This window comes from Candidatus Blastococcus massiliensis AP3 (genome assembly GCF_000582785.1).
GTDB lineage: Bacteria > Actinomycetota > Actinomycetes > Mycobacteriales > Geodermatophilaceae > Blastococcus > Blastococcus massiliensis.
This window is the reverse complement of the sequence record NZ_HG931173.1, coordinates 107,046-130,043: the sequence shown is the minus strand read 5'-3', so window position 1 is coordinate 130,043 and position 22,998 is coordinate 107,046. Positions and strand designations below refer to the sequence as shown.

20 protein-coding genes are annotated in these 22,998 nt (G+C 73.7%); 17 read left to right on the top strand and 3 right to left on the bottom strand.

Annotation, left to right across the window (positions count from 1 at the left end; genetic code table 11):
- Window positions 1–89: 89 nt before the first annotated feature.
- The gene (locus BN344_RS00625) at window positions 90–683 is read left to right on the top strand and encodes an adenine phosphoribosyltransferase (protein WP_040336620.1); all 594 of its coding nucleotides are present in this window, start codon (window positions 90–92) and stop codon (window positions 681–683) included.
- A 241-nt stretch (window positions 684–924) separates the two neighbouring features.
- Window positions 925–3,252 (top strand): RelA/SpoT family protein, encoded by a 2,328-nt coding sequence (locus BN344_RS00620; protein WP_051515380.1) that lies wholly within the window; start codon window positions 925–927, stop codon window positions 3,250–3,252.
- A gap of 71 nt (window positions 3,253–3,323) precedes the next feature.
- Here the strand turns inward: BN344_RS00620 and BN344_RS00615 are convergent, their stop codons facing one another.
- Window positions 3,324–4,106, bottom strand: coding sequence for a peptidylprolyl isomerase (locus tag BN344_RS00615; RefSeq protein WP_040336618.1), 783 nt, complete (start codon window positions 4,104–4,106; stop codon window positions 3,324–3,326).
- A gap of 162 nt (window positions 4,107–4,268) precedes the next feature.
- Between BN344_RS00615 and BN344_RS00610 the strand changes: the two genes are divergently transcribed.
- The 4 genes from BN344_RS00610 to BN344_RS00595 are packed head-to-tail and all read left to right on the top strand — an operon-like array spanning window position 4,269 to window position 9,134.
- Window positions 4,269–4,964 (top strand): MBL fold metallo-hydrolase, encoded by a 696-nt coding sequence (locus tag BN344_RS00610; RefSeq protein ID WP_040336617.1) that lies wholly within the window; start codon window positions 4,269–4,271, stop codon window positions 4,962–4,964.
- Between the two features lie 8 nt (window positions 4,965–4,972).
- The gene (gene hisS, locus BN344_RS00605) at window positions 4,973–6,226 is read left to right on the top strand and encodes a histidine--tRNA ligase (RefSeq protein ID WP_231486387.1); all 1,254 of its coding nucleotides are present in this window, start codon (window positions 4,973–4,975) and stop codon (window positions 6,224–6,226) included.
- A gap of 37 nt (window positions 6,227–6,263) precedes the next feature.
- Window positions 6,264–8,039 carry an aspartate--tRNA ligase gene (gene aspS / locus BN344_RS00600; RefSeq protein WP_040336615.1) on the top strand — a complete coding sequence of 592 codons (1,776 nt, stop codon included), beginning with the start codon at window positions 6,264–6,266 and terminating at the stop codon, window positions 8,037–8,039.
- A 6-nt stretch (window positions 8,040–8,045) separates the two neighbouring features.
- Window positions 8,046–9,134 carry a pyridoxal-phosphate-dependent aminotransferase family protein gene (locus BN344_RS00595; RefSeq protein WP_040336614.1) on the top strand — a complete coding sequence of 363 codons (1,089 nt, stop codon included), beginning with the start codon at window positions 8,046–8,048 and terminating at the stop codon, window positions 9,132–9,134.
- Window positions 9,135–9,206: 72 nt separating this feature from the next.
- On the opposite strand, the gene BN344_RS00590 is transcribed toward BN344_RS00595, so the two are convergent.
- A complete protein-coding gene (locus BN344_RS00590; RefSeq protein WP_040336613.1) occupies window positions 9,207–10,091 on the bottom strand; it encodes a hypothetical protein in 885 nt (294 codons plus the stop codon).
- Between the two features lie 143 nt (window positions 10,092–10,234).
- The gene (locus BN344_RS00585; protein ID WP_040336612.1) at window positions 10,235–11,089 is read right to left on the bottom strand and encodes an aldo/keto reductase; all 855 of its coding nucleotides are present in this window, start codon (window positions 11,087–11,089) and stop codon (window positions 10,235–10,237) included.
- Window positions 11,090–11,204: 115 nt separating this feature from the next.
- Between BN344_RS00585 and BN344_RS00580 the strand changes: the two genes are divergently transcribed.
- From BN344_RS00580 to aroB, 11 genes are all read left to right on the top strand, one after another.
- On the top strand, window positions 11,205–12,542 hold the full coding sequence (locus tag BN344_RS00580) for a replication-associated recombination protein A (RefSeq protein WP_040336611.1): 1,338 nt from the start codon (window positions 11,205–11,207) through the stop codon (window positions 12,540–12,542).
- Window positions 12,543–12,678: 136 nt separating this feature from the next.
- Window positions 12,679–13,104 (top strand): DUF948 domain-containing protein, encoded by a 426-nt coding sequence (locus BN344_RS00575; RefSeq protein ID WP_040336610.1) that lies wholly within the window; start codon window positions 12,679–12,681, stop codon window positions 13,102–13,104.
- Window positions 13,104–13,382 (top strand): hypothetical protein, encoded by a 279-nt coding sequence (locus BN344_RS00570; protein ID WP_040336609.1) that lies wholly within the window; start codon window positions 13,104–13,106, stop codon window positions 13,380–13,382. Before BN344_RS00575 ends, BN344_RS00570 begins: the two co-directional genes overlap by 1 nt.
- 61 nt (window positions 13,383–13,443) lie before the next feature.
- The gene (gene alaS / locus BN344_RS00565) at window positions 13,444–16,122 is read left to right on the top strand and encodes an alanine--tRNA ligase (protein WP_040336608.1); all 2,679 of its coding nucleotides are present in this window, start codon (window positions 13,444–13,446) and stop codon (window positions 16,120–16,122) included.
- Window positions 16,123–16,301: 179 nt separating this feature from the next.
- Complete coding sequence (gene ruvX, locus BN344_RS00560) at window positions 16,302–16,817, top strand: Holliday junction resolvase RuvX (RefSeq protein WP_231486384.1); 516 nt, start codon at window positions 16,302–16,304, stop codon at window positions 16,815–16,817.
- Complete coding sequence (gene mltG, locus BN344_RS18730) at window positions 16,814–18,652, top strand: endolytic transglycosylase MltG (RefSeq protein WP_051515379.1); 1,839 nt, start codon at window positions 16,814–16,816, stop codon at window positions 18,650–18,652. The genes ruvX and mltG overlap by 4 nt, the downstream gene beginning before the upstream one ends.
- On the top strand, window positions 18,645–19,463 hold the full coding sequence (locus tag BN344_RS00550; protein ID WP_040336607.1) for a shikimate dehydrogenase: 819 nt from the start codon (window positions 18,645–18,647) through the stop codon (window positions 19,461–19,463). The genes mltG and BN344_RS00550 overlap by 8 nt, the downstream gene beginning before the upstream one ends.
- A 10-nt stretch (window positions 19,464–19,473) precedes the next feature.
- Complete coding sequence (locus tag BN344_RS00545; RefSeq protein ID WP_040336606.1) at window positions 19,474–20,136, top strand: prepilin peptidase; 663 nt, start codon at window positions 19,474–19,476, stop codon at window positions 20,134–20,136.
- A gap of 76 nt (window positions 20,137–20,212) precedes the next feature.
- Entirely contained in the window at window positions 20,213–21,406 is a 1,194-nt protein-coding gene (gene aroC / locus BN344_RS00540) for a chorismate synthase (protein ID WP_040336605.1), read from the top strand.
- Entirely contained in the window at window positions 21,403–21,942 is a 540-nt protein-coding gene (locus tag BN344_RS00535) for a shikimate kinase (RefSeq protein ID WP_040336604.1), read from the top strand. The genes aroC and BN344_RS00535 overlap by 4 nt, the downstream gene beginning before the upstream one ends.
- Entirely contained in the window at window positions 21,939–22,988 is a 1,050-nt protein-coding gene (aroB, locus tag BN344_RS00530) for a 3-dehydroquinate synthase (RefSeq protein WP_040336603.1), read from the top strand. Before BN344_RS00535 ends, aroB begins: the two co-directional genes overlap by 4 nt.
- Window positions 22,989–22,998 lie beyond the last annotated feature (10 nt).

Genomic DNA, 22,998 nt, shown 5'->3' with positions numbered 1-22,998 from the left:
GAGGGCCCCGGTGGCACCAGCACCCCGCGTCCGGGCGCCCGCCCGAACCGGCCCGGCGGCAAGGGCCGCCCGACGGCCAAGCGACGCCGGTGAGCGCCCTCGCCGACGAGCCGGTGCAGCCGCTGGACGAGCTGATCGCCTCGCTCACCGTCGACATCCCCGACCACCCCGAGCCCGGCGTGCTCTTCCGGGACCTGACGCCGGTCTTCGCCGACGGCCCCGCGTTCCGCCGCGTGGTCGAGGGGCTGGCCGCACCGGCCGACGGCGACCCCCGGGCCGCCGCGGTGGCCGGGACGGACGAGCGGACACCGCCCTTCGACGTCGTCGTCGGGGTGGAGGCGCGCGGGTTCCTGCTCGCGGCCGCGGTCGCGCACGCAGTGGGCGTCGGCGTCGTCCTGGTCCGCAAGGCCGGCAAGCTGCCGCGGGAGCGGATCGCCGCCGACTACGCGCTCGAGTACGGCACCGCGACCCTGGAACTGCACTCGGACTCCCTCCGCCCGGGCCAGCGGGTGCTGGTGGTCGACGACGTGCTCGCCACCGGCGGCACCCTCACCGCTGCGGTGGCGCTGGTGGAGCAGCTCGGCGGGGTGGTCACGGCCGTCTCGGTGGTCGTCGAACTCGCAGCGCTGGGCGGACGCGAGCGGCTCGCGCCGCACACCGTGCACGCGCTCTGGACCACCTGACCGGGGGAGAGGGCCTCCCCGAGCGCGGCGGTTGCACCTGCCGCCCGGCTAATATGGGGAGGTTCCCCCGCTCCTCGGACCCGCAGGAGTCGCCGTGGCCTCCGATGTAGCCGCCGACGCCGCTCCCGCGCGCCCCGGGCCACCAGGCGCTCCCGGCGATCCGGCCCCGCCGGGCCCGGCCGGGTCCTCCGCCCCCGAGCCGGCTCCCGCCCGGCGTCCTCCGCTCCCGCAGCGCCCGGTCGTGCGCCGCCCCGACGACGTCGGCGCCGAACCCGGGGACGGGGAGTCCGGTGCCCCGCGCCGGAGGGTCCGCGACCGGCTGGCCCGCCGGATCGTCGCCGGACAGCGCAGCACCGTGGTCCGGCCCGTGCTCGAACCGCTGGCCGCGCTGCACCGGCAGAGCCACCCCAAGGCCGACCTCACGCTGCTGCAGCGGGCCTACGACGTCGCCGAGACCGCGCACTCCGCGCAGAAGCGCAAGAGCGGCGACCCCTACATCACCCACCCGCTCGCCGTCGCCACCATCCTGGCCGGCCTGGGGATGGACACCACGACGCTCGTCGCGGCACTGCTGCACGACACGGTCGAGGACACCGGGGTCACGCTGGACTCGATCGCCGAGGACTTCGGTGCGGAGGTCGCCCACCTCGTCGACGGCGTCACCAAGATCGACAAGGTGAAGCTGGGCGACGCCGCCCAGGCCGAGACGATCCGCAAGATGATCGTCGCGATGTCGCGCGATCCGCGCGTCCTCGTCATCAAGCTCGCCGACCGGCTGCACAACATGCGCACGCTGCGCTTCCTCCCGCCCGAGAAGCAGGAGAAGAAGGCGCGCGAGACGCTGGAGATCCTCGCCCCGCTGGCCCACCGGCTCGGCATGAACACCATCAAGTGGGAGCTCGAGGACCTGGCGTTCGCCACGCTCTACCCCAAGCGCTACGACGAGATCGTCCGGCTGGTGGCCGAGCGCGCGCCCTCGCGGGACACCTACCTCGCGGAGGTCGCCTCGGCGGTCACCGAGCAGCTGAAGGCGGCGAAGATCGAGGCGGTCGTCACCGGCCGGCCCAAGCACTACTACTCGATCTACCAGAAGATGATCGTGCGCGGCCGCGACTTCACCGACATCTGGGACCTCGTCGGCATCCGGGTGCTGGTCGACTCCGTGCGCGACTGCTACGCCGCACTCGGCATCATGCACGCGCACTGGCAGCCGGTCCCCGGCCGCTTCAAGGACTTCGTCGCGATGCCGAAGTTCAACATGTACCAGTCGCTGCACACCACGGTGATCGGCCCGCAGGGCAAGCCGGTCGAGCTGCAGATCCGCACGCACGACATGCACCGCACCGCCGACTTCGGCATCGCGGCGCACTGGAAGTACAAGGAGAAGGCGCGGGCCGGCGGCAAGCCCAGCGCCGGCGAGTTCGGCGCCCCGGCCAAGCCCGGCACGCCCGACGACATGCTGTGGCTGCGCCAGCTGCTCGACTGGCAGCGCGAGGCCCAGGAGCCCGGCGAGTTCCTCGAGACCCTGCGCTACGACCTCGGTCCGCAGGAGGTCTTCGTCTTCACGCCCAAGGGCGACGTGATCAGCCTCCCCGGGGAATCGACGCCGGTGGACTTCGCCTTCGCGGTGCACACCGAGGTCGGCTACCGCACCATCGGCGCCCGTGTGAACGGCGCGCTGGTCTCCCTGGACAGCAAGCTGTCCAACGGCGACGTCGTGGAGGTCTTCACCTCCAAGTCGCCCACGGCCGGGCCCTCCCAGGACTGGCTGTCCTTCGTCGGGTCCTCCCGGGCACGGACGAAGATCCGGCAGTGGTTCACCAAGGAGCGCCGCGAGGACGCGGTCGACGCCGGCAAGGAGGCGCTGACCCGGACGATGCGCAAGGCGGGCCTGCCGTTGCAGCGGCTGCTCGGCGGCGACGCGCTCTCGACCCTTGCCAAGGACCTCCACCACCCCGACGTCACCGCCCTCTACGCGGCGGTGGGGGAGAACCACATCTCCGCCGCGTCGGTGGTCGAGAAGCTCATCGCCGCGATGGGCGGCGCCGAGGGCGCGGTCGAGGACATCGCCGAGACCGCCATCCCCACCAGCCGTCCGACGCCGCGGCGCTCCGCGGGCGGCGACCCGGGTGTCGTCGTCCACGGCATGACCGACGTCTGGGCCAAGCTGGCCAAGTGCTGCACCCCGGTGCCGGGCGACGAGATCCTCGGCTTCGTCACGCGCGGCGGCGGCGTGAGCGTGCACCGCACGGACTGCACCAACGCCGACGACCTGCAGCGCAAGCCCGAGCGGCTGGTCGAGGTCGAGTGGGCCTCGCAGCCGGGTTCGGTGTTCCTCGTCGCCATCCAGGTCGAGGCGCTCGACCGGCACCGGCTGCTCTCCGACGTCACCAAGGCGCTGGCCGACGAGCGGGTGAACATCCTGTCGGCGTCGGTGCAGACCAGCCGCGACCGGGTGGCGATCAGCCGGTTCACCTTCGAGCTCGCCGACCCGGCGCACCTCGGGGCGGTCCTGCAGACGGTGCGCAACGTCGACGGCGTCTTCGACGTCGAGCGCGTCACCGCCTGAGGAAGGACCCCGCTGCCCCCCACGCCTCGCACGCTCGGCGCGGGCCCTTGCAGCGGGGCCGTTCCAGACCCTTACGAGGCGACGGTCATCGACTCGATCGTGACCGGCTCGTTCGGGGCGCCGCCGCCCGGAGCGGGTTCCATGGAGCCGTCGTTGCCGGCCTCGGCGATCTCCTCCAGCACCGCGAGGCTCGCCTCGTCGATGGTGCCGACCACGGTGTAGTCGGGGCTGAGCTGCGCGTCGTCGAACACGAGGAAGAACTGGCTGCCGGTCGTGTTGGGCGGCCCGCTCTTGGCCATCGCGATCGTCCCCGCCGGATAGGTCGTCTCGTCGGTGACCTCTTCCGCGTACTTGTACGTGGGACCACCGGACCCGGTGCCGCTCGGATCGCCGCACTGCAGGACGCCGAACGTCGGCTGGTTCACCATGCGGTGGCACGGGGAGCCGTCGAAGAACTCCTGCTCGGCGAGGTAGGTGAAGCTGGCCGCGGCGCACGGGGCAGTGCTGCGGTCCAGGGTCAGGGTCAGGTCGCCCTGGTTGGTGCTCATCAGCAGCGTCGTGGTGCCCTGGGCCGGCGTCTCCTCGGGAGACGGAGGCGTGCCGACGTCGGTGAGGTTGGGGCCGGCGTCCGGGGTGTACTCGCAGGAGACCGTGCCGTCGGCGCTCGCCGCCTCGTCGTCGTCGGAGAAGACGCCGGCGATCAGCAGCCCCGCTCCCACCACGACGACGGCGGCGAGAGCGGCCAGGGTGATGCCGAGGTTCCGGCGGCGCTTGCGGGCCTGCTCGCTGCGGCGCTCCAGCTGCCGCTGCAGGTGACGCTGGGCGGCCTCACGGCGCTGCTTGTTCGTGGGCACGGCTTCGGAACTCCTCGGAGTGCGGCTGCTCGGCAGGGCGTCGGTCGGGCGTCGCCGACGCGGGTCGACGACGGAGTCTAGGTCCCCGGGCTGTCACGTCCCTGAAATGCGCGCTGTCCTGGCACGCCCGCCCGTGCCGGGCGGCCCGCGTAACCTGCACGGGTGCTCATCCGCTCGTTCCCCGCAGGCGCCTTCGGCACCAACTGCTACGCCGTGGCGTCCGGACCGGGAGCGGAGTGCGTCGTCGTCGATCCCGGGATGGACGCCGTCGAGCCGCTGGCCCGGATGCTGGCCGACGACGGCCTCAAGCCGGTCGCCGTGGTGCTCACCCACGGGCACCTGGACCACACCTTCTCCGTGCTCCCCGTGTGCGACGGCTACGACATCCCCGCGTACCTGCACCCGGACGACCTGGGCATGATCGCCGACCCGGTGCGCTGGCACGGCCCGCAACTGGCGCCCCTGATCACCGGCCTCCGGCTGCCCGACCCCTCCGACGTCAAGCTGCTCGAGGACGGCGCCCTCCTGTCGCTGGCGGGGGTCGACCTGACGGTGCGGCACGCGCCCGGCCACACGCAGGGCTCGGTGATGTTCTCCGTCGACCTCGGCAGCGAGTTCGGCGAGGCCCCCGGGCTGCTGGCCGGCGACGTGCTCTTCGCCGGGTCGGTGGGCCGGGTGGACTTGCCCGGCGGTTCGTGGGACGCGATGCTCGCCTCGCTGCGCGACGTCGTCCTGCCGCTGGACGACGAGACGATCGTGCTGCCCGGCCACGGTCCCGCCACGACCATCGGCCGGGAGCGGGCGACGAACCCGTACCTGGCCGAGGCCGCTGCCGCCCCGAAGGGACGCGGTCTCTGATGGCCGGCATGACCGCCCCGAAAGGCACCTTCGACATCCTGCCGCCGGACTCCGCTCGGTTCCTCGCGGTCCGCGACACCCTCACCGCCCGCTTGCGGCGGGCCGGCTACGGCTACATCGAGGCGCCGGCGTTCGAGAACACCGAGGTCTTCTCCCGCGGCGTGGGGGAGTCCACCGACGTCGTCTCCAAGGAGATGTACACGTTCACCGACCGCGGTGGCCGCTCGCTGACGCTGCGCCCCGAGCTCACGGCCGGACTGATGCGTGCCTTCATCGAGCACCGGCTGTACGACGGTGCGCTGCCGGTGAAGATCTGGAGCGTCGGCTCGGCGTTCCGCTACGAGCGCCCGCAGGCCGGCCGCTACCGGCACTTCACCCAGGTCGACTGCGAGGCCCTGGGGGTCGACGACCCGGCGCTCGACGCCGAGGTCGTCGCGCTGGGCGTGCAGGGCTTCCGCGACCTCGGACTGACCGACTTCGAGCTGCTGCTCACCTCGCTGGGCGACGCCACCTGTCGGCCGCAGTACCGGGAACTGCTCGTCGGCTACCTGACGAAGCTGGACCTGGACGAGGAGACCCGGCGCCGCGCGGAGATCAACCCGCTGCGGGTGCTCGACGACAAGCGGCCCGAGGTGCAGGCGCAGCTCGACGACGCCCCGCTGATGGTCGACCACCTGTCGGACAGCACCAAGGCTCACTACGACGCCGTCCGCCAGCACCTGACCGACCTGGGCGTGACCTGGACCGAGGCGCCGCGGCTGGTGCGCGGGCTGGACTACTACACGAAGACGACGTTCGAGTTCGTCCACCACGGTCTCGGCGCGCAGTCGGCCATCGGTGGCGGGGGGCGCTACGACGGGCTCTCGGCCGCGCTCGGCGGGCCCGACCTCTCGGGCATCGGCTACGCGGTCGGGGTCGACCGGACGCTGCTCGCGGTGCAGGCCGAGGGGCTGGACATCGGGACGGCGTCGGCCGTGCAGGCGTTCGTCGTGCCCCTGGGCGCCGAGGCCAAGCGACTCGCCGTCCGGCTGGTCGGGCAGTTGCGCGAGGACGGCGTCGCGGCCGACACGGTGTACGGCGACCGCGGGCTCAAGGGCGCCATGAAGGCCGCTGACCGCTCCGGCGCCACGCACGTCGTGATCGTCGGCGACCGCGACCTGGCCGAGGGCGTCGCCCAGCTCAAGGACATGCGCACCGGCGAGCAGACCACCGTGCCGATCGGCGACCTCTTCCCGACCGTGCGCGCCGCGGTCGGTCCCTGACCTCCCAGCTCCACCCGATCCGAGAGAGAGATCCACAGTGCTCCGCAGCCATGACGCCGGGACCCTGCGCGCGACCGACGCAGGAACCACCGTCACCCTCGCCGGCTGGGTGGCCCGCCGCCGCGACCACGGGGGCGTGGTGTTCCTCGACCTGCGCGACGCGTCGGGCTACGTGCAGGTCGTCGTCCGCGAGGAGGAGGCCCACCACCTGCGCAACGAGTACTGCGTGCAGGTGACCGGTGAGGTCCGCACCCGGCCCGAGGGCAACGAGAACCCGGAGCTGCCGACCGGCGGGATCGAGGTCGTGGCGGCAGCTGTCGAAGTGCTCAGCTCCTCCGACCCGCTGCCGTTCCCCATCGACGACCACGTCGAGGTCGGCGAGGAGGCGCGGCTGCGACACCGCTACCTCGACCTGCGCCGCTCCGGACCGGCCGCCGCGATGCGGCTGCGCAGCGAGGTGAACCGCGCCGCCCGCGAGGTGCTGCACGACGAGGGCTTCGTCGAGATCGAGACGCCCACGCTCACCCGCTCCACCCCCGAGGGCGCCCGCGACTTCCTCGTGCCCGTGCGCCTGCAGCCCGGCAGCTGGTACGCCCTGCCGCAGTCCCCGCAGCTGTTCAAGCAGCTGCTGATGGTCGGCGGCATGGAGCGCTACTACCAGATCGCCCGCTGCTACCGGGACGAGGACTTCCGCGCCGACCGGCAGCCGGAGTTCACCCAGCTCGACATCGAGATGAGCTTCGTCGAGCAGGACGACGTCATCGCCGTCGGCGAGCGGATCGTCGCCGCGCTCTGGGCGCTCGTGGGTGTCGAGGTACCGCTCCCGATCCCGCGCATCACCTACGCCGAGTCGATGCGCCGCTACGGCAACGACAAGCCCGACCTGCGCTTCGGCTGCGAGCTGGTCGAGTGCACGGAGTTCTTCGCCGACACGCCGTTCCGCGTGTTCCAGGCGCCCTACGTCGGGGCGGTCGTCATGCCCGGCGGTGCTTCGCAGCCGCGCAAGCAGCTCGACGCCTGGCAGGAGTTCGCCAAGCAGCGCGGCCACCGCGGACTGGCCTACGTGCTCGTGCAGGAGGACGGCTCGCTCACCGGGCCGGTCGCCAAGAACCTGTCGGAGACCGAGCTCGCCGGCATCGCCGCCCACGTCGGCGCCGCACCCGGCGACTGCATCTTCTTCGCGGCGGGGGAGGCCTCGTCGGCCCGCAGCCTGCTGGCTGCTGCCCGCCTCGAGATCGGCTCGCGCTGCGGGCTGATCGACGAGAGCCGCTGGGAGTTCGTCTGGGTCGTCGACGCCCCGCTGTTCGAGCCGGCGGGGGAGAGCGGTGACGTCGCCGTCGGCGGGGGCGCGTGGACCGCGGTGCACCACGCCTTCACCTCGCCGAAGCCCGAGTGGATCGACCGCTTCGAGACCGACCCCGCCGAGGCGCTGGCCTACGCCTACGACATCGTCTGCAACGGCAACGAGATCGGCGGTGGGTCGATCCGTATCCACCGCAAGGACGTGCAGCAGCGGGTGTTCGACCTCATGGGCATCGGGCCCGAGGAGGCGCAGGAGAAGTTCGGCTTCCTGCTCGACGCCTTCTCCTACGGCCCCCCGCCGCACGGTGGCATCGCCTTCGGCTGGGACCGCGTCGTCATGCTGCTCGCCGGCGCCAACTCGCTGCGCGACGTCATCGCCTTCCCGAAGACCGGCGGCGGCTTCGACCCGCTGACCGGCGCGCCCACGCCGATCACCGAGACGCAGCGGGCCGAGGCGGGCATCGACGCGAAGCCGGCGTCGCCCGGAGCGCCCGACCCGGCGGAGAAGTAGGCCTACATGGTTCTGCGCGCCCGCACCCTGCTCGGCCCCGGCCCGTCCAACCCGTACCCGGAGGCCCAGGCCGCGCTCGGCCTCCCGCTGCTGGGGCACCTCGACCCGGTGTTCCTGCAGGTCCTCGACGAGACCTCCGAGCGGCTGCGGCAGGTGTTCGGGACGGCGAACCGGCGCACCCTGCCGCTCTCGGCGACCGGGTCGGCGGGCATGGAGGCGGCGTTCGTCAACACCGTCGGCCCGGGGGACGTCGTCGTCGTCGCGGTGAACGGGCTGTTCGGACAGCGCATGGTGGAGGTCGCCGCGCGCTGCGGGGCCGAGGTCGTCGCCGTCGAGCACGAGTGGGGGCAGCCGGTCGACGCCTCCCGGGTGCTGGACGCGCACCCCGCGCCGAAGCTGATCGCCGCTGTGCACGCGGAGACCTCGACCGGCGTGCTGTCCGACCTGCGGCCCCTGGCCGAGGGCAAGGGCGACGCGTTGCTGCTGGCCGACTGCGTCACCTCGCTCGGCGGCATCCCGGTGCGGCTGGACGACTGGGGCGTGGACCTCGCGTACTCGGGTTCGCAGAAGTGCCTCGGCGTCCCGCCCGGGCTCGCGCCGTTCACGATCAACGAGCGCGCGTGGGAGCGGCGGGTCGAGAAGCCGCAGAGCTGGTACCTCGACCTGGGGCTGCTGGGCGGATACGCGGGGGAGGCGGCCGGTTCCGGGCGCACCTACCACCACACCGCGCCGACGGGGATGGTCGTCGCGCTGCACGCGGGGCTCGGCCGGATCCTCGAGGAGGGGCTGGACGCGGTGTACGCCCGGCACGCCGAGGCCGGCCGGCTGCTGCACGAGGGGCTGGCCGAGCTCGGGCTGGAGCTGTTCGCGGCCGAGGGGCACCGGCTGCCGGAGCTCACCACCGTGAAGGTGCCGGACGGCGTCGACTCGGCCGCGGTGCGCGGGGAGCTGCTGGAGCGCTTCGGTGTCGAGATCGGGGCGGGTGCGGGGGCGTACGCCGGGTCGGTGTGGCGGATCGGGCTCATGGGCCCGAACGCCGCGCCCGACAAGGTCGCGCTGGTGCTGGCGGCCCTGAAGGCGGTCCTCGCCCGCTGACCGGAGTTGATCATCGAGTTGTGGCCGCTCGTATCGGCATGTTCGCGCGTGTCTGCGGCAACAACCCGATGATCACGCGTCGGGGCGCCACCCTCGGTTCAGCAGAGCGCGGCGGGTCCGATCGAGCACGACCAGCGGGCCGTTGACGTGCCGCGCAGCGAATCGGAGGACCAGCCAGCCGTCTGCCGCCATCAGCGAGTACCGGTCGACGTCCCGACCGAACTGGTCCCGGTCCGCGTGCTGGCGCCCCTCGTACTCCAGCGCGAGTTTCCACCGCGAATAGCCGAGATCCGCGTGGGCCACCTCCTGGCCCCATCGGTCGTGGATGGGAATCTGCACCTCCGGCTCGGGCAGCTCGCTGGTGGTCAGCCAGTACCGCATCAGGCTCTCGGGGCGGGACATCGCGAGGGGCGTGAGAAGTGGCGCGCACTCGCGTGCCCGGACGACGCCGCGGACGCGGTCAGCGCGCGCGAGACGGCTCGCGAGGGTCTCGCGGGTCAGCCGGCGGGTGCGCATGAGTGCGTCGCCGATGACGACGAGCTCGGCCGCGGGGCACCGGGCGGCCATGTCCAGGAAGGTCTGTGCGGCCGAGGTGATGAGGAGGCTGCCCATGGGGACGATGTCCTCGTCGGCCAGCTGACGGATGTGCATGCGCAGCCCGCGCCGTTGCGGGAGCACCGTCAGCGGCCTGGAGACCACGTGGACGTCGGACGAACGGCGGGTGGGCAGGCCGTAGAGCTCCGCGGCGGTCTCCAAGCCGAATCCCGCGCCGGCAGGCAGGAGCTCCGACCAGGCCGTGCAGCGCTCCAGCAGCGAAGGCTCGACCGCCGACGACAGGTACAGCCCCCGGCTGATCCTCGAGCCGTCAGCGGAGATCTGGCGCCGGCGAGCTCCGCGTCGTCGGGCGTCCGCCCACGTGTAGACGGGGCCCAGTGCGACGTCGTCGCTGTCGCTCATGGCGGCACGATGCGGCCGCGGACGGCGATACCGGCCGTCGTGGCGGCGTCTGTGGACTGCCGGCCCGGCTGTGGACCGTGATCATCGAGTTCTTGCCGCAGACACGCGCGGACTCGCCGATGCGAGCGGCAACCACCCGATGATCAACTGGCGTCGAGGCGGGTGAGCTGGGCGTCGGTGAGCTGCAGGTCGGCGGCGGCGGCCGAGTCCTGGATCGACGCCGCCCGGGAGGCGCCGGGGATGGGGACGACGACGTCGGCCTGCGCGAGGTGCCACGCCAGCGTGACCCGGTACACCGAGACGCCCAGTTCCGCCGCCACCTCGGCGAAGGCGGGGGCTGCCGAGTCCAGCGACCCGGCGGCCGACACCCCGCCGAACGGGCTCCACGGCAGGAACGCCAGCCCGTGCGCCGCGCAGTGCGCCAGCTCGCCGGCCGAGGACCGCCAGCCGGGCGAGAACTGGTTCTGCACGCTCACGAAGGCGGCGCCGACGATCGAGCGGGCGGCGTCGATCTGCGCGACGTCGGCGTTCGACACCCCCACCATCCGCACGAGCCCGTCGTCGGCCAGCGACCGGAGCGCGCCCATCGACTCCTCCCACGGCGTCGCAGGGTCTGGCCTATGGAACTGGTAGAGCCCGATCGCCTCGACCCCGAGCCGGCGGAGCGAGTCCTCGCACGCCCGCCGCAGGTAGGCCTCCGTCCCGTCCAGCCCCCAGCCGGTGCCCGACCGGGTGTGCCCGCCCTTGGTCGCGACGAGGACGTCGGGGGACCCGTAGGAACGCAGCGCCTCGGCCACCAGCTCCTCGTTGTGCCCGAACTCCGCCTCGTCGCGGGAGTACGCGTCGGCGGTGTCGATCAGCGTCACCCCGGCGTCGAGGGCGGCGTGCACCACGCCGATGGCCTCCTCGCGCGAGGGCCGCGGATCCTTCGTCGACAGGGGCATGGCACCCAGTCCGATGGCGCCAACCGCCCTGTCCCCGATGCGTCGCTGCTGCACGGAGGGTGTCGTGCCCCGCGGGTAGCGTCGCAACCGTGAGTGGACAGGCGGGTGAGCATCGCAGCGAGGAACGAGCGAGGAGCGGAGCCCGCCGCGGTAGCGAACCGAGGACCCCGTGACATCGCTGTTCGACCCTGCACCGGGTGAGGACGGCGCCCCGGTCGTCGACCCCGGCGCCCCGCTGGCCGTGCGCATGCGGCCGCGTTCGCTCGACGAGGTCGTCGGTCAGCAGCACCTGCTCGGCGACCGGGCGCCGCTGCGCCGGCTGGTCGAGTCCGACGAGCCGATGTCGCTGGTCCTCTACGGCCCGCCCGGCACCGGCAAGACCACCCTGGCGCACGTGATCTCCCTGGCCACCAAGCGCCAGTTCGTCCAGCTGTCCGCACTGGACTCGGGGGTGAAGGAGGTGCGGGCGGTCATCCAGAGCGCCAAGCGCGAGCTGACCTTCTCCGGCCGCCGCACCGTCCTGTTCATCGACGAGGTGCACCGCTTCTCCAAGACCCAGCAGGACAGCCTGCTGTCCGCGGTCGAGGACCGGATCGTCAGCCTCATCGCCGCCACCACCGAGAACCCCTTCTTCTCCGTGGTCAGCCCGCTGCTGTCCCGCAGCCTGGTGCTTGCGCTGCAACCCCTGGAGGACGACGACGTCCGGACGCTGCTGCACCGCGCGCTCACCAGCGACCGCGGGCTCGACGGCGCCGTGACGCTGAGCGCCGAAGCAGAGGAACACCTGGTCCGGGTCGCGGGCGGGGACGGCCGCAAGGCGCTCACCGCGCTGGAGTCCGGCGCCGGTGCGGCGCAGGCCGTCGGGGCGACCGAGATCGACCTCGCCACCCTGGAGACGGCGGTCGCGCAGGCCGCGGTGCGCTACGACCGGCAGGGCGACCAGCACTACGACGTCGCCAGCGCGCTGATCAAGAGCATCCGCGGCAGCGACGTGGACGCCGCGCTGCACTACCTGGCCCGCATGGTGGAGGCGGGGGAGGACCCCCGGTTCATCGCGCGGCGGCTGGTCATCTCCGCGAGCGAGGACATCGGCATGGCCGATCCGACCGCGCTGCTCACCGCCGTCGCCGCCGCCGACGCCGTCGCCTTCATCGGCATGCCCGAGGGCCACTTCCCGCTCGCCCAGGCCGTCGTCCACCTCGCCACCTCGCCGAAGTCCAACGCGGTGACCAGGGCGATGGGGGAGTCGGTCGCCGACGTGCGGGCCGGCCTCGCGGGCCCGGTGCCGCCGGGGCTGCGCGACGGGCACTACGCCGGCGCGAAGAAACTGGGCAACGCGACGACCTACGTGTACCCGCACAGCCACCCCGACGGCGTCGTCCCGCAGCAGTACCCGCCCGACGCGCTGGTGGGGAAGGACTACTACCGCCCCACGACCAGGGGCGCCGAGGCACGGCTGGGGGAGCGGCTGGCGAAACTGCGGGCGATCATCCGGCGCACCCGCTGACGGGACTGCCGATGGAGGAACGGGAACGGCCGACCGGCCCCGCGGCTACTGTGACCACTCCGGGCAGACCGCCCGGTTCCCCGGCAGCACCGGGGCGAGCAGCCGGTCGCAGAGAGACTCGAGAACAGGAGCACGTGTGTCCGCAGGAGAGATCGCCGGGCTGGTAGCGGCCGGTGCGTTGGTGCTGCTGGTGGTGCTGGTCGCCGTCCCGCTGCTCAAGCTGGGCCGCACCCTCGACGAGACGACGCTGACCATCCGCCAGGTCCGTGAGCAGAGCGCGCCGATCCTCACCCAGGCGAGCACGACGGTGACCCACGTGAACAGCAACCTCGAGCGCGTGGACGACATCACCGGCAACGCCGCCAACGTGTCGAGCAACGTCGCCGCGCTGACCAGCGTGGTCGCCGCCACCCTGGGCAGCCCGCTGATCAAGGTCGCCGCCTTCTCCTACGGGGTCCGTAGCGCCACCCGCAAGAAGCGCGAGGGCGAGGCGATCGCCGAGGCCGCGCGCAGGGACAAGGACGCGCGCCGCGCGCGTCGTGCCGCCCGGCGGGCCGCCTGATGCGCCGGCTGTTCTGGCTGGCCATGGGCATCACCATCGGCGCGCTCGTCGTCCGCAAGCTGTCCCAGGCGGCCGAGAAGATGACCCCCGCGGGCATCGGCGCCTCGATCGCCGAAGGACTGCGCGACCTCGCCGACGCGATCGGTGACTTCGGCGCGGACGTCCGCGACGCGATGGCCGAGCGCGAGCAGGAGCTGCGCGCCGGCACCGGACTGGACGCGCCGCTGCCCGCCGGCGACCAGGTCTCGCTGCCCGGTCGCCGCGCCACCCCTTCCTGACCTGCCGCCGGGGACGTCCGACCACCTCCCCGGCTCCGTCCGCCGAGACCGAGAAGACCTGATGCAGACCGCCGAGATCCGCCGCCGCTTCCTGGAGCACTTCGCCTCCCGCGGCCACACCGTCGTCCCCAGCGCGTCGCTGGTGTCGCCGGACCCGTCGCTGCTGTTCACGGTGGCCGGGATGGTGCCGTTCATCCCGTACCTGACCGGCCGCGAGCCCGCTCCCTACCCGCGGGCCACCAGCGTGCAGAAGTGCGTGCGCACCCTCGACATCGAAGAGGTCGGCAAGACCACGCGCCACGGCACGTTCTTCCAGATGAACGGCAACTTCTCCTTCGGCGACTACTTCAAGGAAGGCGCGATCCAGCACGCCTGGGACCTGATCACCGGCACGGTCGACGACGGCGGGCTCGGCTTCGACCCGGAGAAGATCTGGGTCACGGTCTACCTGGACGACGACGAGGCCGCCGACGCGTGGAAGCGCATCGCCGGGCTGCCCGACGAGCGGATCCAGCGGCGCGACCGCAAGGACAACTACTGGCACACCGGCCAGCCGGGCCCGGGCGGCCCGTGCAGCGAGATCTACGTGGACCGCGGGCCCGAGCACGGCCGGGACGGTGGCCCGGTGGTCGACGAGGACCGGTTCCTCGAGATCTGGAACCTCGTGTTCATGCAGTACGAGCTCGACGACGTGCGGAGCAAGGAGGAGTTCCGCATCGTCGGCGACCTGCCCATGAAGAGCATCGACACCGGCATGGGGCTGGAGCGGGTGGCCTACCTGCTGCAGGGCGTGGACAACCTCTACGAGATCGACGAGGTCGCCCCGGTGCTGCACCGGGCCGCGGACCTCGCCGGCATCCGGTACGGCAAGGACCACGACGACGACGTCCGGCTGCGCGTGGTCGCCGACCACGTGCGCAGCGGGCTCATGCTCATCGGCGACGGCATCACGCCGGGCAACGAGGGCCGCGGCTACATCCTCCGCCGGCTGCTCCGCCGCGCCGTCCGCTCGATGAAGCTGCTCGGTGTCGAGGCGGCGACCCTGCCGGAGCTGCTGCCGGTGTCCCGGGACGCGATGAGCGCCAGCTACCCGGAGCTGGCCACCGACTTCGACCGCATCTCCGCGATCGCCTACGCGGAAGAGGAGGCGTTCCGCCGCACCCTCACCTCGGGGACGGCGCTGTTCGACACCGCTGTGCAGCAGGCCAAGCGGGCCGGCACCCCGACGCTCTCCGGCGAGCAGGCGTTCAGCCTGCACGACACCTACGGCTTCCCGATCGACGTCACCCTGGAGATGGCCGCCGAGCAGGGCGTCGTCGTCGACGAGGACGGCTTCCGCGCGCTCATGAAGGAGCAGCGCGACCGCGCCCGCGCCGACGCCCGGGCGAAGAAGACCGGATCGGTCGACGTGCTGGCCTACCGGCGGCTGCTCGGCGAGCACGGGCCCACCGACTGGCAGGCCTACGAGACGCTGCGCACCGACTCCCGGGTGCTCGGCCTCGTCGCCGAGGGCGACGACGACGCCGCGCCGCGACCGGCCGGCCCCGGCGAGATCACCCGCGTGGTCCTCGACCGCACGCCCTTCTACGCCGAGTCCGGTGGTCAGGTCGCCGACGCCGGCTTCCTCATCTGGGACGGCGGCCGCGCCGAGGTCATCGACGTGCAGCGCCCGGTCAAGGGCCTGGTCGCCCACCAGGTCCGCGTCCTCGAGGGCGAGCTGACCGAAGGGGCCGAGCTCACCGCGGAGGTCGACCGCGAGTGGCGGCTCTCGGCGTGCCAGGCGCACTCGGGCACCCACGTCGTGCATGCGGCGCTGCGCCAGGTGCTCGGCCCGCAGGCGCTGCAGTCCGGCTCCTACAACCGCCCGGGCTACCTGCGGCTGGACTTCGCCTGGCAGGGCGCGCTGACCCAGCAGCAGCGCAGCGACATCGAGGACGTCGCCAACGCCGCAGTCCGCGCCGACCACGCGGTGAGCGCCTCGTGGATGACGCTGCCCGAGGCCCAGGCGTTCGGTGCGCTCGCGCTGTTCGGGGAGACCTACGGCGAGCAGGTCCGCGTCGTCGAGATCGGCGGGCCGTGGTCCCGCGAGCTGTGCGGTGGCACCCATGTCCGCGGCAGCGCGCAGATCGGCACGCTGGCACTGACCGGCGAGTCCTCGGTCGGCTCGGGGTCCCGCCGCGTCGAGGCGGTCGTGGGGCTCGAGGGCTTCCGCTACCTCGCCCGCGAGCGCGACCTCGTCCGCCAGCTCGCCGAGCTGCTCAAGGCCCCGCAGGACGGGCTGGTCGAGCGGGTCAGCGGCATGCTGTCCCGGCTGCGCGACGTCGACCGCGAGCTGGCCGAGCTGCGCAGCCAGCAGAACCTGGCTGCCGCCGGTCAGCTGGCCGGCGCCGCGCGGGACGTCGGCGGGGTCGCCGTCGTCACCGGCGCACCGGCGGGTCTCACCGGCGGTGACCTGCGCACCCTCGCCCTCGACGTCCGCGGCCGGCTGGGCGACCGTCCGGCCGTCGTGCTGCTGGCTTCGGACGCCGGTGGCAAGGTGGCTCTCGTGGCGGCGCTGAACCAGGCCGCGCTGGCGCAGGGTCTGTCCGCGAACGACGTGTTGAAGGCCGCGGCGGGCCCCGTCGGCGGTCGAGGTGGCGGAAAAGCAGACGTCGCCCAGGGCGGCGGCACCGACGCGGCGGGCATCCCCGCCGCGCTGCAGGCCGGCGAGTCGGCGGTTGCGGCCGCCACAGGGAGGTGAGCACCGTGCCCACGAGCGAGGACAACGGTTCCGAGTACAACCCCGAGGACACCGGCCCGGTCGGGAGCCGGCGGCGCGAGCTGCCCGCCGTCCCGCCCGCGCGGCCACGTCCCGCACCGGGTGGCGCGCCCACGCACCACCCGACGACGGAGATCGACCTCACCCGCGGTTTCCCCCCGGTGTCGAACGAGACGACCGAGATCGACCTGTCCGGCGGCTGGCCGACGCACCTGAAGGTGCCGCCGAAGCCGTCGGGAGGAGGCCGGCCCGGCGGGCGGGTCCTCGGGGTGGACGTCGGCACGGTGCGGGTCGGGCTGGCGATGTCCGATGCGACCGGCACGCTGGCCAGCCCCCTCGAGACGCTCCGCAGGGACAAGGACGGAGCCGATCTCGACCGCCTCGCCGCCCTCGTCGTGGAACACGAGGTGACCGAGGTGGTCGTGGGAGAGCCGAGGCACCTGTCGGGTGCGTCGGGCGCGTCCGCTGAAGACGCCAGCGCCTACTCTCAGGCACTGGCCGACCGCATAGCGGATGTGCCCGTGTACCTGATCGACGAGAGGCTATCGACTGTGACCGCAGCCAGTCACCTGCGTCAGGGCGGCATCGACAGCCGCAATCAGCGCTCCGTGATCGACCAGGCGGCCGCTGTGGTCATCCTGCAGCAGTACCTGGACAGCCGGCGGGCCCGGTCGTGAGCGAGCCCGGCGGTCCGGGCCGGCGGGGGCGTCACTCCTCCGGCGAGGGCGCCGGCGGTTTCTCGACACCCTCCTGGGGCGCCGGCTTCCCGCCGGCCCCCGGCTTCGCGGACGCGGCGACCGGCGGCATCCGTCCCGGCGACCCGCGGCACGGCGAGAACCGCCCCCGCTTCGAGCCGTGGGCGGACGCCGGTGCCTCCACCGGGGGCTTCCGCCACGTCTCGGGCGTCCTGAACCGGCACGAGGACCGGACGGGGCCGCTGCCGGAGCCGGCCTGGTGGTCATACGCCTCCAGCGACCACCCGGACCACCCGCGCGCCCGCCACGCGGACGGTGACGACGGGCCAGGCTCCTCCCCGCAGCACGGAGGCCCCCACCGGCCCGACAGCGAGCACCCCTCGGCCCCGCTCCCGCCCCTGCCGCCACGCCCGGCCGGCGTGTGGGACCGGCTCCAGCCGCGCACGACCGGCCCGGCCGACGACGACGACGCGACGGTCGCCCAGCACGTCGACCTCGACGGGTACGACCCGCGGGACGTCGACGCTTCCTCGTCGGCCGAGGAGGACGACGAGTGGGAGGACCGCACCGGAGGCCTCGAGGTCATCGGTTCCCACGTCGAGGAGGACGCCCCCCGTCGTCGCCGGGGCCTGCGTCGCCGGAGCGAGGCCGGCCGCGGCACCCCGGGTCGTCGCTCCCCGCAGGACGGCTCTCCGCAGGACGGCGCCCCGCACGACCACCCCGACGAGCGGATCCCCGTCGCGCCGTACGACCGTCGTGACGACCCGAGCCGCCGCAAGCGCCGCCCCTGGGCGGTGCTGCTCAGCCTGCTGGTCATCGGCGGCCTCGTCGTCGGCATCGTCCTCGGCGTCCAGGCGCTCATGGGCCTCATGACGGCCGAGGACTACACCGGTGAGGGCACCGGCACCGTCGAGATCCGGGTCTCGGAGGGCGACACCCTCACCGACATCGCTCGCACGCTCGCCGAGGCCGACGTCATCGCCTCGACCGGCCCCTTCGTGGACGCCGCCGAGGACCGACCCGAGGCCACCGGCATCCAGCCCGGCCGCTACGGCCTGCGCCAGCAGATGAGCGGTGCCGCGGCCCTGGACCTGCTGCTGAGCAACGAGTCCCGCCTGCTCTCCCGGGTGACGATCCCCGAGGGCCTCACCGTGGCCCGGACCCTGGAGCGCCTCGCGACCGAGACCGGCCGGCCCATCGAGGAGTTCGAGGCCGCCGCCGCGGACATCCCCGCTCTGGGACTGCCGGCCTACGCCAACGGGCAGCTCGAGGGCTACCTCTTCCCGGCCACGTACGACGTCGACCCCGAGGACACGCCGGCCCAGCTGCTCCGGTCGATGGTGCAGCAGTTCACCACCGTCGCCACCGGTCTCCAGCTGGAGCAGCGCGCCGCGGCCGTCGGCCGGACCCCGGCGGAGATCGTCACCGTGGCCTCGATGATCCAGTCCGAGACCCGGCTGGACTCGGAGCGGCCGGACGTGGCCCAGGTGATCTACAACCGGCTGGGCCAGGGCATCCCGCTCGGCATCGACGCCACGCTGGCGTTCGCGCTGAGCAAGAGCGGCAACGACCTGACCGTCACCGACCTGCGGACCGACGGCCCGTACAACACGCGGACGCGCACCGGTCTCCCGCCGACGCCGATCAGCTCGCCCGGCGAGGCGAGCCTGGAGGCGGCGCTCACGCCCAGTTCCGGGAACCTCCTCTACTACGTCCTGGAGAGCGCGGACGGCACGCACTTCTTCACCGCCGACTACGCCGAGTTCCAGGCCGCGCGTCAGCGGTGCGCCGCGGCCGGCCTCGGCTGCGGTGGCTGACGAGTCCCAGCGGGCAGCGGTACTCGGGCGGCCGGTCTCGCACTCGCTCTCCCCGCTCCTGCACCGGGCGGCCTACGCGGCGCTCGGGCTGGACGACTGGCGGTACGACGCGCTGGACGTGGGGCCTGCGGACCTGCCCGACCTGCTGGCCGGACTCGGCGAGGAATGGCGCGGCTTCTCGGTCACCATGCCGTGCAAGCAGGCGGCGGTCGACGTCGCCGACGTGGTGGAGCCCCTGCCGGGGCTGCTGCGCGCGGCGAACACGCTGATCCGCGAGGAGCGGGGCTGGCGGGCGGAGAACACCGACGTCTCCGGCATCGGCACGGCGCTCCAAGCGGCCGGGGTCGACTCGGTCGACCGGGTCGCCGTCCTCGGCGCGGGAGGCACCGCCGCGGCGGCCGCCGTCGCCCTCGCCTCGCTGGGTGCCCGGCACGTCGAGGTCGTCGTCCGGGAGCCGGGACGGGCCGCCGACCTCGTCCGCATCCTCGACGCGCTGCGGGTGCCGGTGACGGTCTCCCGGCTCGACGGCTCCCGGGTCGAGGCCCCGGTCGTGGTCAGCACCGTCCCCGTCGCCGGCCAGCCGGCGGTCAGCGCACTCCCGTGGGACACGGGGCAGACCGTGCTCGACGTCCTCTACTCGCCGTGGCCCACGCTCCTGGCCGAGCGGGTCACCGAGGCCGGCGGCACGGTGATCGGCGGCATCGAGGTGCTCTTCTGGCAGGCCACCGCCCAGGTCGAGCTCATGACCGGCCTCGAGGCGCCGATCGCCGAGATGCGCCGCGCCCTGGACGCCGCGCTCGACGTGCGCTGAGCCCGCCGCCGTGGACCTCTCCCGGCCGGTGCTCGCCACCGCAGCGCTGATCGTGGCCGTGGCCCTCGGGCCGTGGCTGGCCCGGATCGCGGTCCGGTCGGCCACCCGGGACGACGCGGCATCGGCCACCCCGCTGCGCATCGGCGTCATGACGGCGGTGTTCGCGGCGCTGCTCGTCGGAACCGGGGAGCTGGGCGAGCTGCGACCGGCGACGGCGGCGCTGGTCTGGGCCGCCGGTGCCGCGGTGGTGCTGGGGGCGGCCGACCTCGCGAGCCACCGGCTGCCCGACCGGGTCACCTATCCCGCGCTCGTCGTCTGCGCGACCGCCCTGTTCGTGGACGCGGCCGTGCTGGGCACCTGGACCGCGCTGCTCCGGGCAGGGGCGGCGGCCGCGGTGGCCGCCGTCGTCGCCGGGCTCGGCTGGCTGGTCTCGCCGGAGGGGCTGGGGCTGGGTGACGTGAAGCTGCTGGGGCTGATCGGACTGCTGCTGGGCTGGTTCGGCTGGGGCGTGCTCATGGCCGGGGTGTTCCTGGGCCTGCTCACCGGCGCCCTGGTCTCGGTGGCGCTGCTGCTCACCCGCCGGGCGGGCTGGCGCACGGCGATCCCGTTCGGCCCGCCGCTGCTCGCCGGCGCCGTGCTCGCCCTCGCCCTGGGCGCGACCCCGCCCGGGTGAACGAACGGCCACCCTTCAGGGGCCCGCCCGAGCCTGCGAGGGGAGGGGGGAAGGGTGGTCCTTCTAGGATCGGGGCATGTTGCGCTGGCTGACCGCAGGTGAATCGCACGGTCAGCAACTCACCGCCATCCTGGAGGGCCTGCCCGCCGGGGTGGAGGTGCAGACCTCCGACATCGACGTACAGCTGGCCCGCCGGCGCCTGGGGCACGGCCGGGGCGCTCGGATGTCGTTCGAGCAGGACGAGGTCACGCTCACCGGCGGCGTGCGGCACGGCCGCACGCAGGGTGGCCCCATCGCGATCCAGGTGGGCAACACCGAGTGGCCGAAGTGGTCGACGGTGATGTCGGCCGACCCCGTCGATGCCGAGATCCTCGAGGGGCAGGCGCGCAACGCGCCGCTGACCCGGCCCCGGCCCGGCCACGCCGACCTGGCCGGCATGCAGAAGTACGGCTTCGACGACGCCCGGCCGGTGCTCGAGCGCGCCAGCGCCCGGGAGACCGCGGCGCGGGTGGCCCTGGGGGCGGTCGCGCAGGCGTTCCTCCGCCAGGTGCTGGACGTCGAGGTGGTCAGCCACGTCGTCGCCATCGGTCCGGTGGTCGTGCCCGACGGCGTACTGCCCGGACCCCACGACAACGCCCGCATCGACGAGGACCCGGTGCGCTGCGCCGACCCGGCGACCAGCGAGCGGATGGTCGCCGAGATCGACGACGTCCGGAGAGGTGGCGACACCCTCGGCGGCGTCATCGAGGTGGTCGTCCACGGGCTGCCGCCGGGCCTGGGCAGCCACGTGCACTGGGACCGCCGGCTCGACTCCCGGCTGGCCGGCGCCCTGATGGGCGTGCAGTCGGTGAAGGCCGTCGAGGTCGGTGACGGGCTGGAGACCGCCCGGCGCCGCGGCTCGGTGGCCCACGACGAGATCGACCTGGCCGACGAGGTCGACGGCACGCCCAGCGTGCGGCGCCGCACCGACCGGGCCGGCGGCATCGAGGGCGGCATGACCAACGGCGAGGCGCTGCGGGTGCGGGCGGCGATGAAGCCCATCAGCACCGTGCCCCGGGCGCTGGCCACCGTCGACACCGAGACGCTGGAGCCGGCTGTGGCCATCAACCAGCGCAGCGACGCCTGCGCGGTGCCCCGCGGCTCCGTGGTGATGGAGGCGATGGTCGCGCTCGTGCTCGCGGACGCCGTCCTGGAGAAGTTCGGCGGCGACTCGGTCACCGAGACCCGCCGGAACGCGCGGAGCTACCTCGACGCGCTGCCGCTCCGGTGAGCGGCGCCGAGGGACCTCTGCTGGTGCTGGTCGGCCCGCCGGCATCGGGCAAGACGACGGTGGGCAGGGCCGTGGCCGCGGCGCTGGGCGTCGACTTCCGGGACACCGACCGGGACGTCGAGCTCGAGACCGGCAGCTCCGTGCCCGACCTGTTCGTCGAGCACGGTGAGGCGCACTTCCGCGACCTGGAGCGGCGGGCGGTGGCGCGCGGGCTCGCCGAGCACGACGGCGTGCTCGCCCTCGGCGGCGGCGCGGTGACCGCGCCGGAGACCCGGGCGCTGCTGGTCGCGCACGGCAGCCGGGGCGGGGTCGTCGTCTGGCTGGACGTCGACCTGCCCTCGGCCGCCCGGCGTGTGGGCCTCTCGCGGGACCGTCCGCTGCTCGCGGTCAACCCGCGGGCCATGCTGCGCAGCATGCTGGAGCAGCGCGCACCCCTGTACGCCGAGGTGTCCACCCACACGGTGGCCACGAGCGACCGCAGCACCGACGACGTCGTCGCCGACGTCCTGGCCCTGGTGTCCGGAGCCACCCGGTGAGGCGGGTGGCCGTGGCCGGCGAGCGGCCCTACGAGGTGTTCATCGGAGCGGGCGCGCAGATGGAGCTGGCACGGGTGCTCGAGGGCACCGCCCGCGCCGTCGTGGTGCACGCGCCCCCGCTCGCGGCAGCCGCCGGCGCCGCGGTGGAGACGCTGCAGACCGCGGGGGTGGCCGCCGAGGCCGTCGTCGTCCCCGACGGCGAGGCCGCCAAGACCGCGGACGTCGCGGCGGGCGCCTGGGAGCAGTTCGGGCGGCTGGGGCTGACCCGCACCGACGCCGTCGTCGGCATCGGCGGGGGAGCGGTGACCGACCTCGCCGGCTTCCTCGCCGCGACCTGGGCCCGCGGAGTGCGCGTGATCCAGGTGCCCACGAGCCTGCTGGGCATGGTCGATGCCGCCGTCGGGGGCAAGACCGGCATCAACACCTCGGCCGGGAAGAACCTCGTCGGCGCCTTCCACCCGCCGGCCGCCGTGCTCGCCGACACCGACGCGCTGGCCGGCCTGCCCGGGGCGGAGTTCCGCTCCGGGCTGGCCGAGGTGGTCAAGTGCGGATTCATCGCCGACGCCGAGATCCTCCGGCTGCTCGCCGAAGACCCCACCGGCCGGCTGGACACCGAGGAACTGATCGCCCGCGCCGTCCAGGTGAAGGCCGACGCCGTGGGGCAGGACCTCCGGGACACCGGTGTCCGCGAGTTCCTCAACTACGGCCACACCCTCGGGCACGCCATCGAACGGATCGAGGACTTCGGCTGGCGGCACGGCGAGGCGGTCGCCGTCGGCCTGGTGTTCGCCGCCGAGCTGGCCGGGCAGGCGGGGCGGCTGACGGCGGACGAGGTCGACCGGCACCGCACGCTGGTCGCCGCGATGGGCCTGCCCGTGCGCTACGCCGGCGACTGGGCGCGCATCCAGCAGGTGATGCGCGTGGACAAGAAGGCCCGCGGCGCGTCCCTGCGCTTCGTCGTCCTCGACGGCATCGGCAACCCGATGATCCTGACCGACCCCGACCAGGCCTGGCTCGACGCCGCCTGGGCCGCCGTCAGCGAATAGCCACCCGCCC

Excerpts from the sequence above, each read along its gene's own strand:
- hisS (WP_231486387.1), top strand. The coding sequence starts at position 4,973 with ATGACCGCCCCGAAAGGCACCTTCGACATCCTGCCGCCGGACTCCGCT.
- BN344_RS00595 (WP_040336614.1), top strand. The coding sequence starts at position 8,046 with ATGGTTCTGCGCGCCCGCACCCTGCTCGGCCCCGGCCCGTCCAACCCG.
- BN344_RS00590 (WP_040336613.1), bottom strand. The coding sequence starts at position 10,091 with ATGAGCGACAGCGACGACGTCGCACTGGGCCCCGTCTACACGTGGGCG.
- BN344_RS00570 (WP_040336609.1), top strand. The coding sequence starts at position 13,104 with ATGCGCCGGCTGTTCTGGCTGGCCATGGGCATCACCATCGGCGCGCTC.
- alaS (WP_040336608.1), top strand. The coding sequence starts at position 13,444 with ATGCAGACCGCCGAGATCCGCCGCCGCTTCCTGGAGCACTTCGCCTCC.
- aroC (WP_040336605.1), top strand. The coding sequence starts at position 20,213 with ATGTTGCGCTGGCTGACCGCAGGTGAATCGCACGGTCAGCAACTCACC.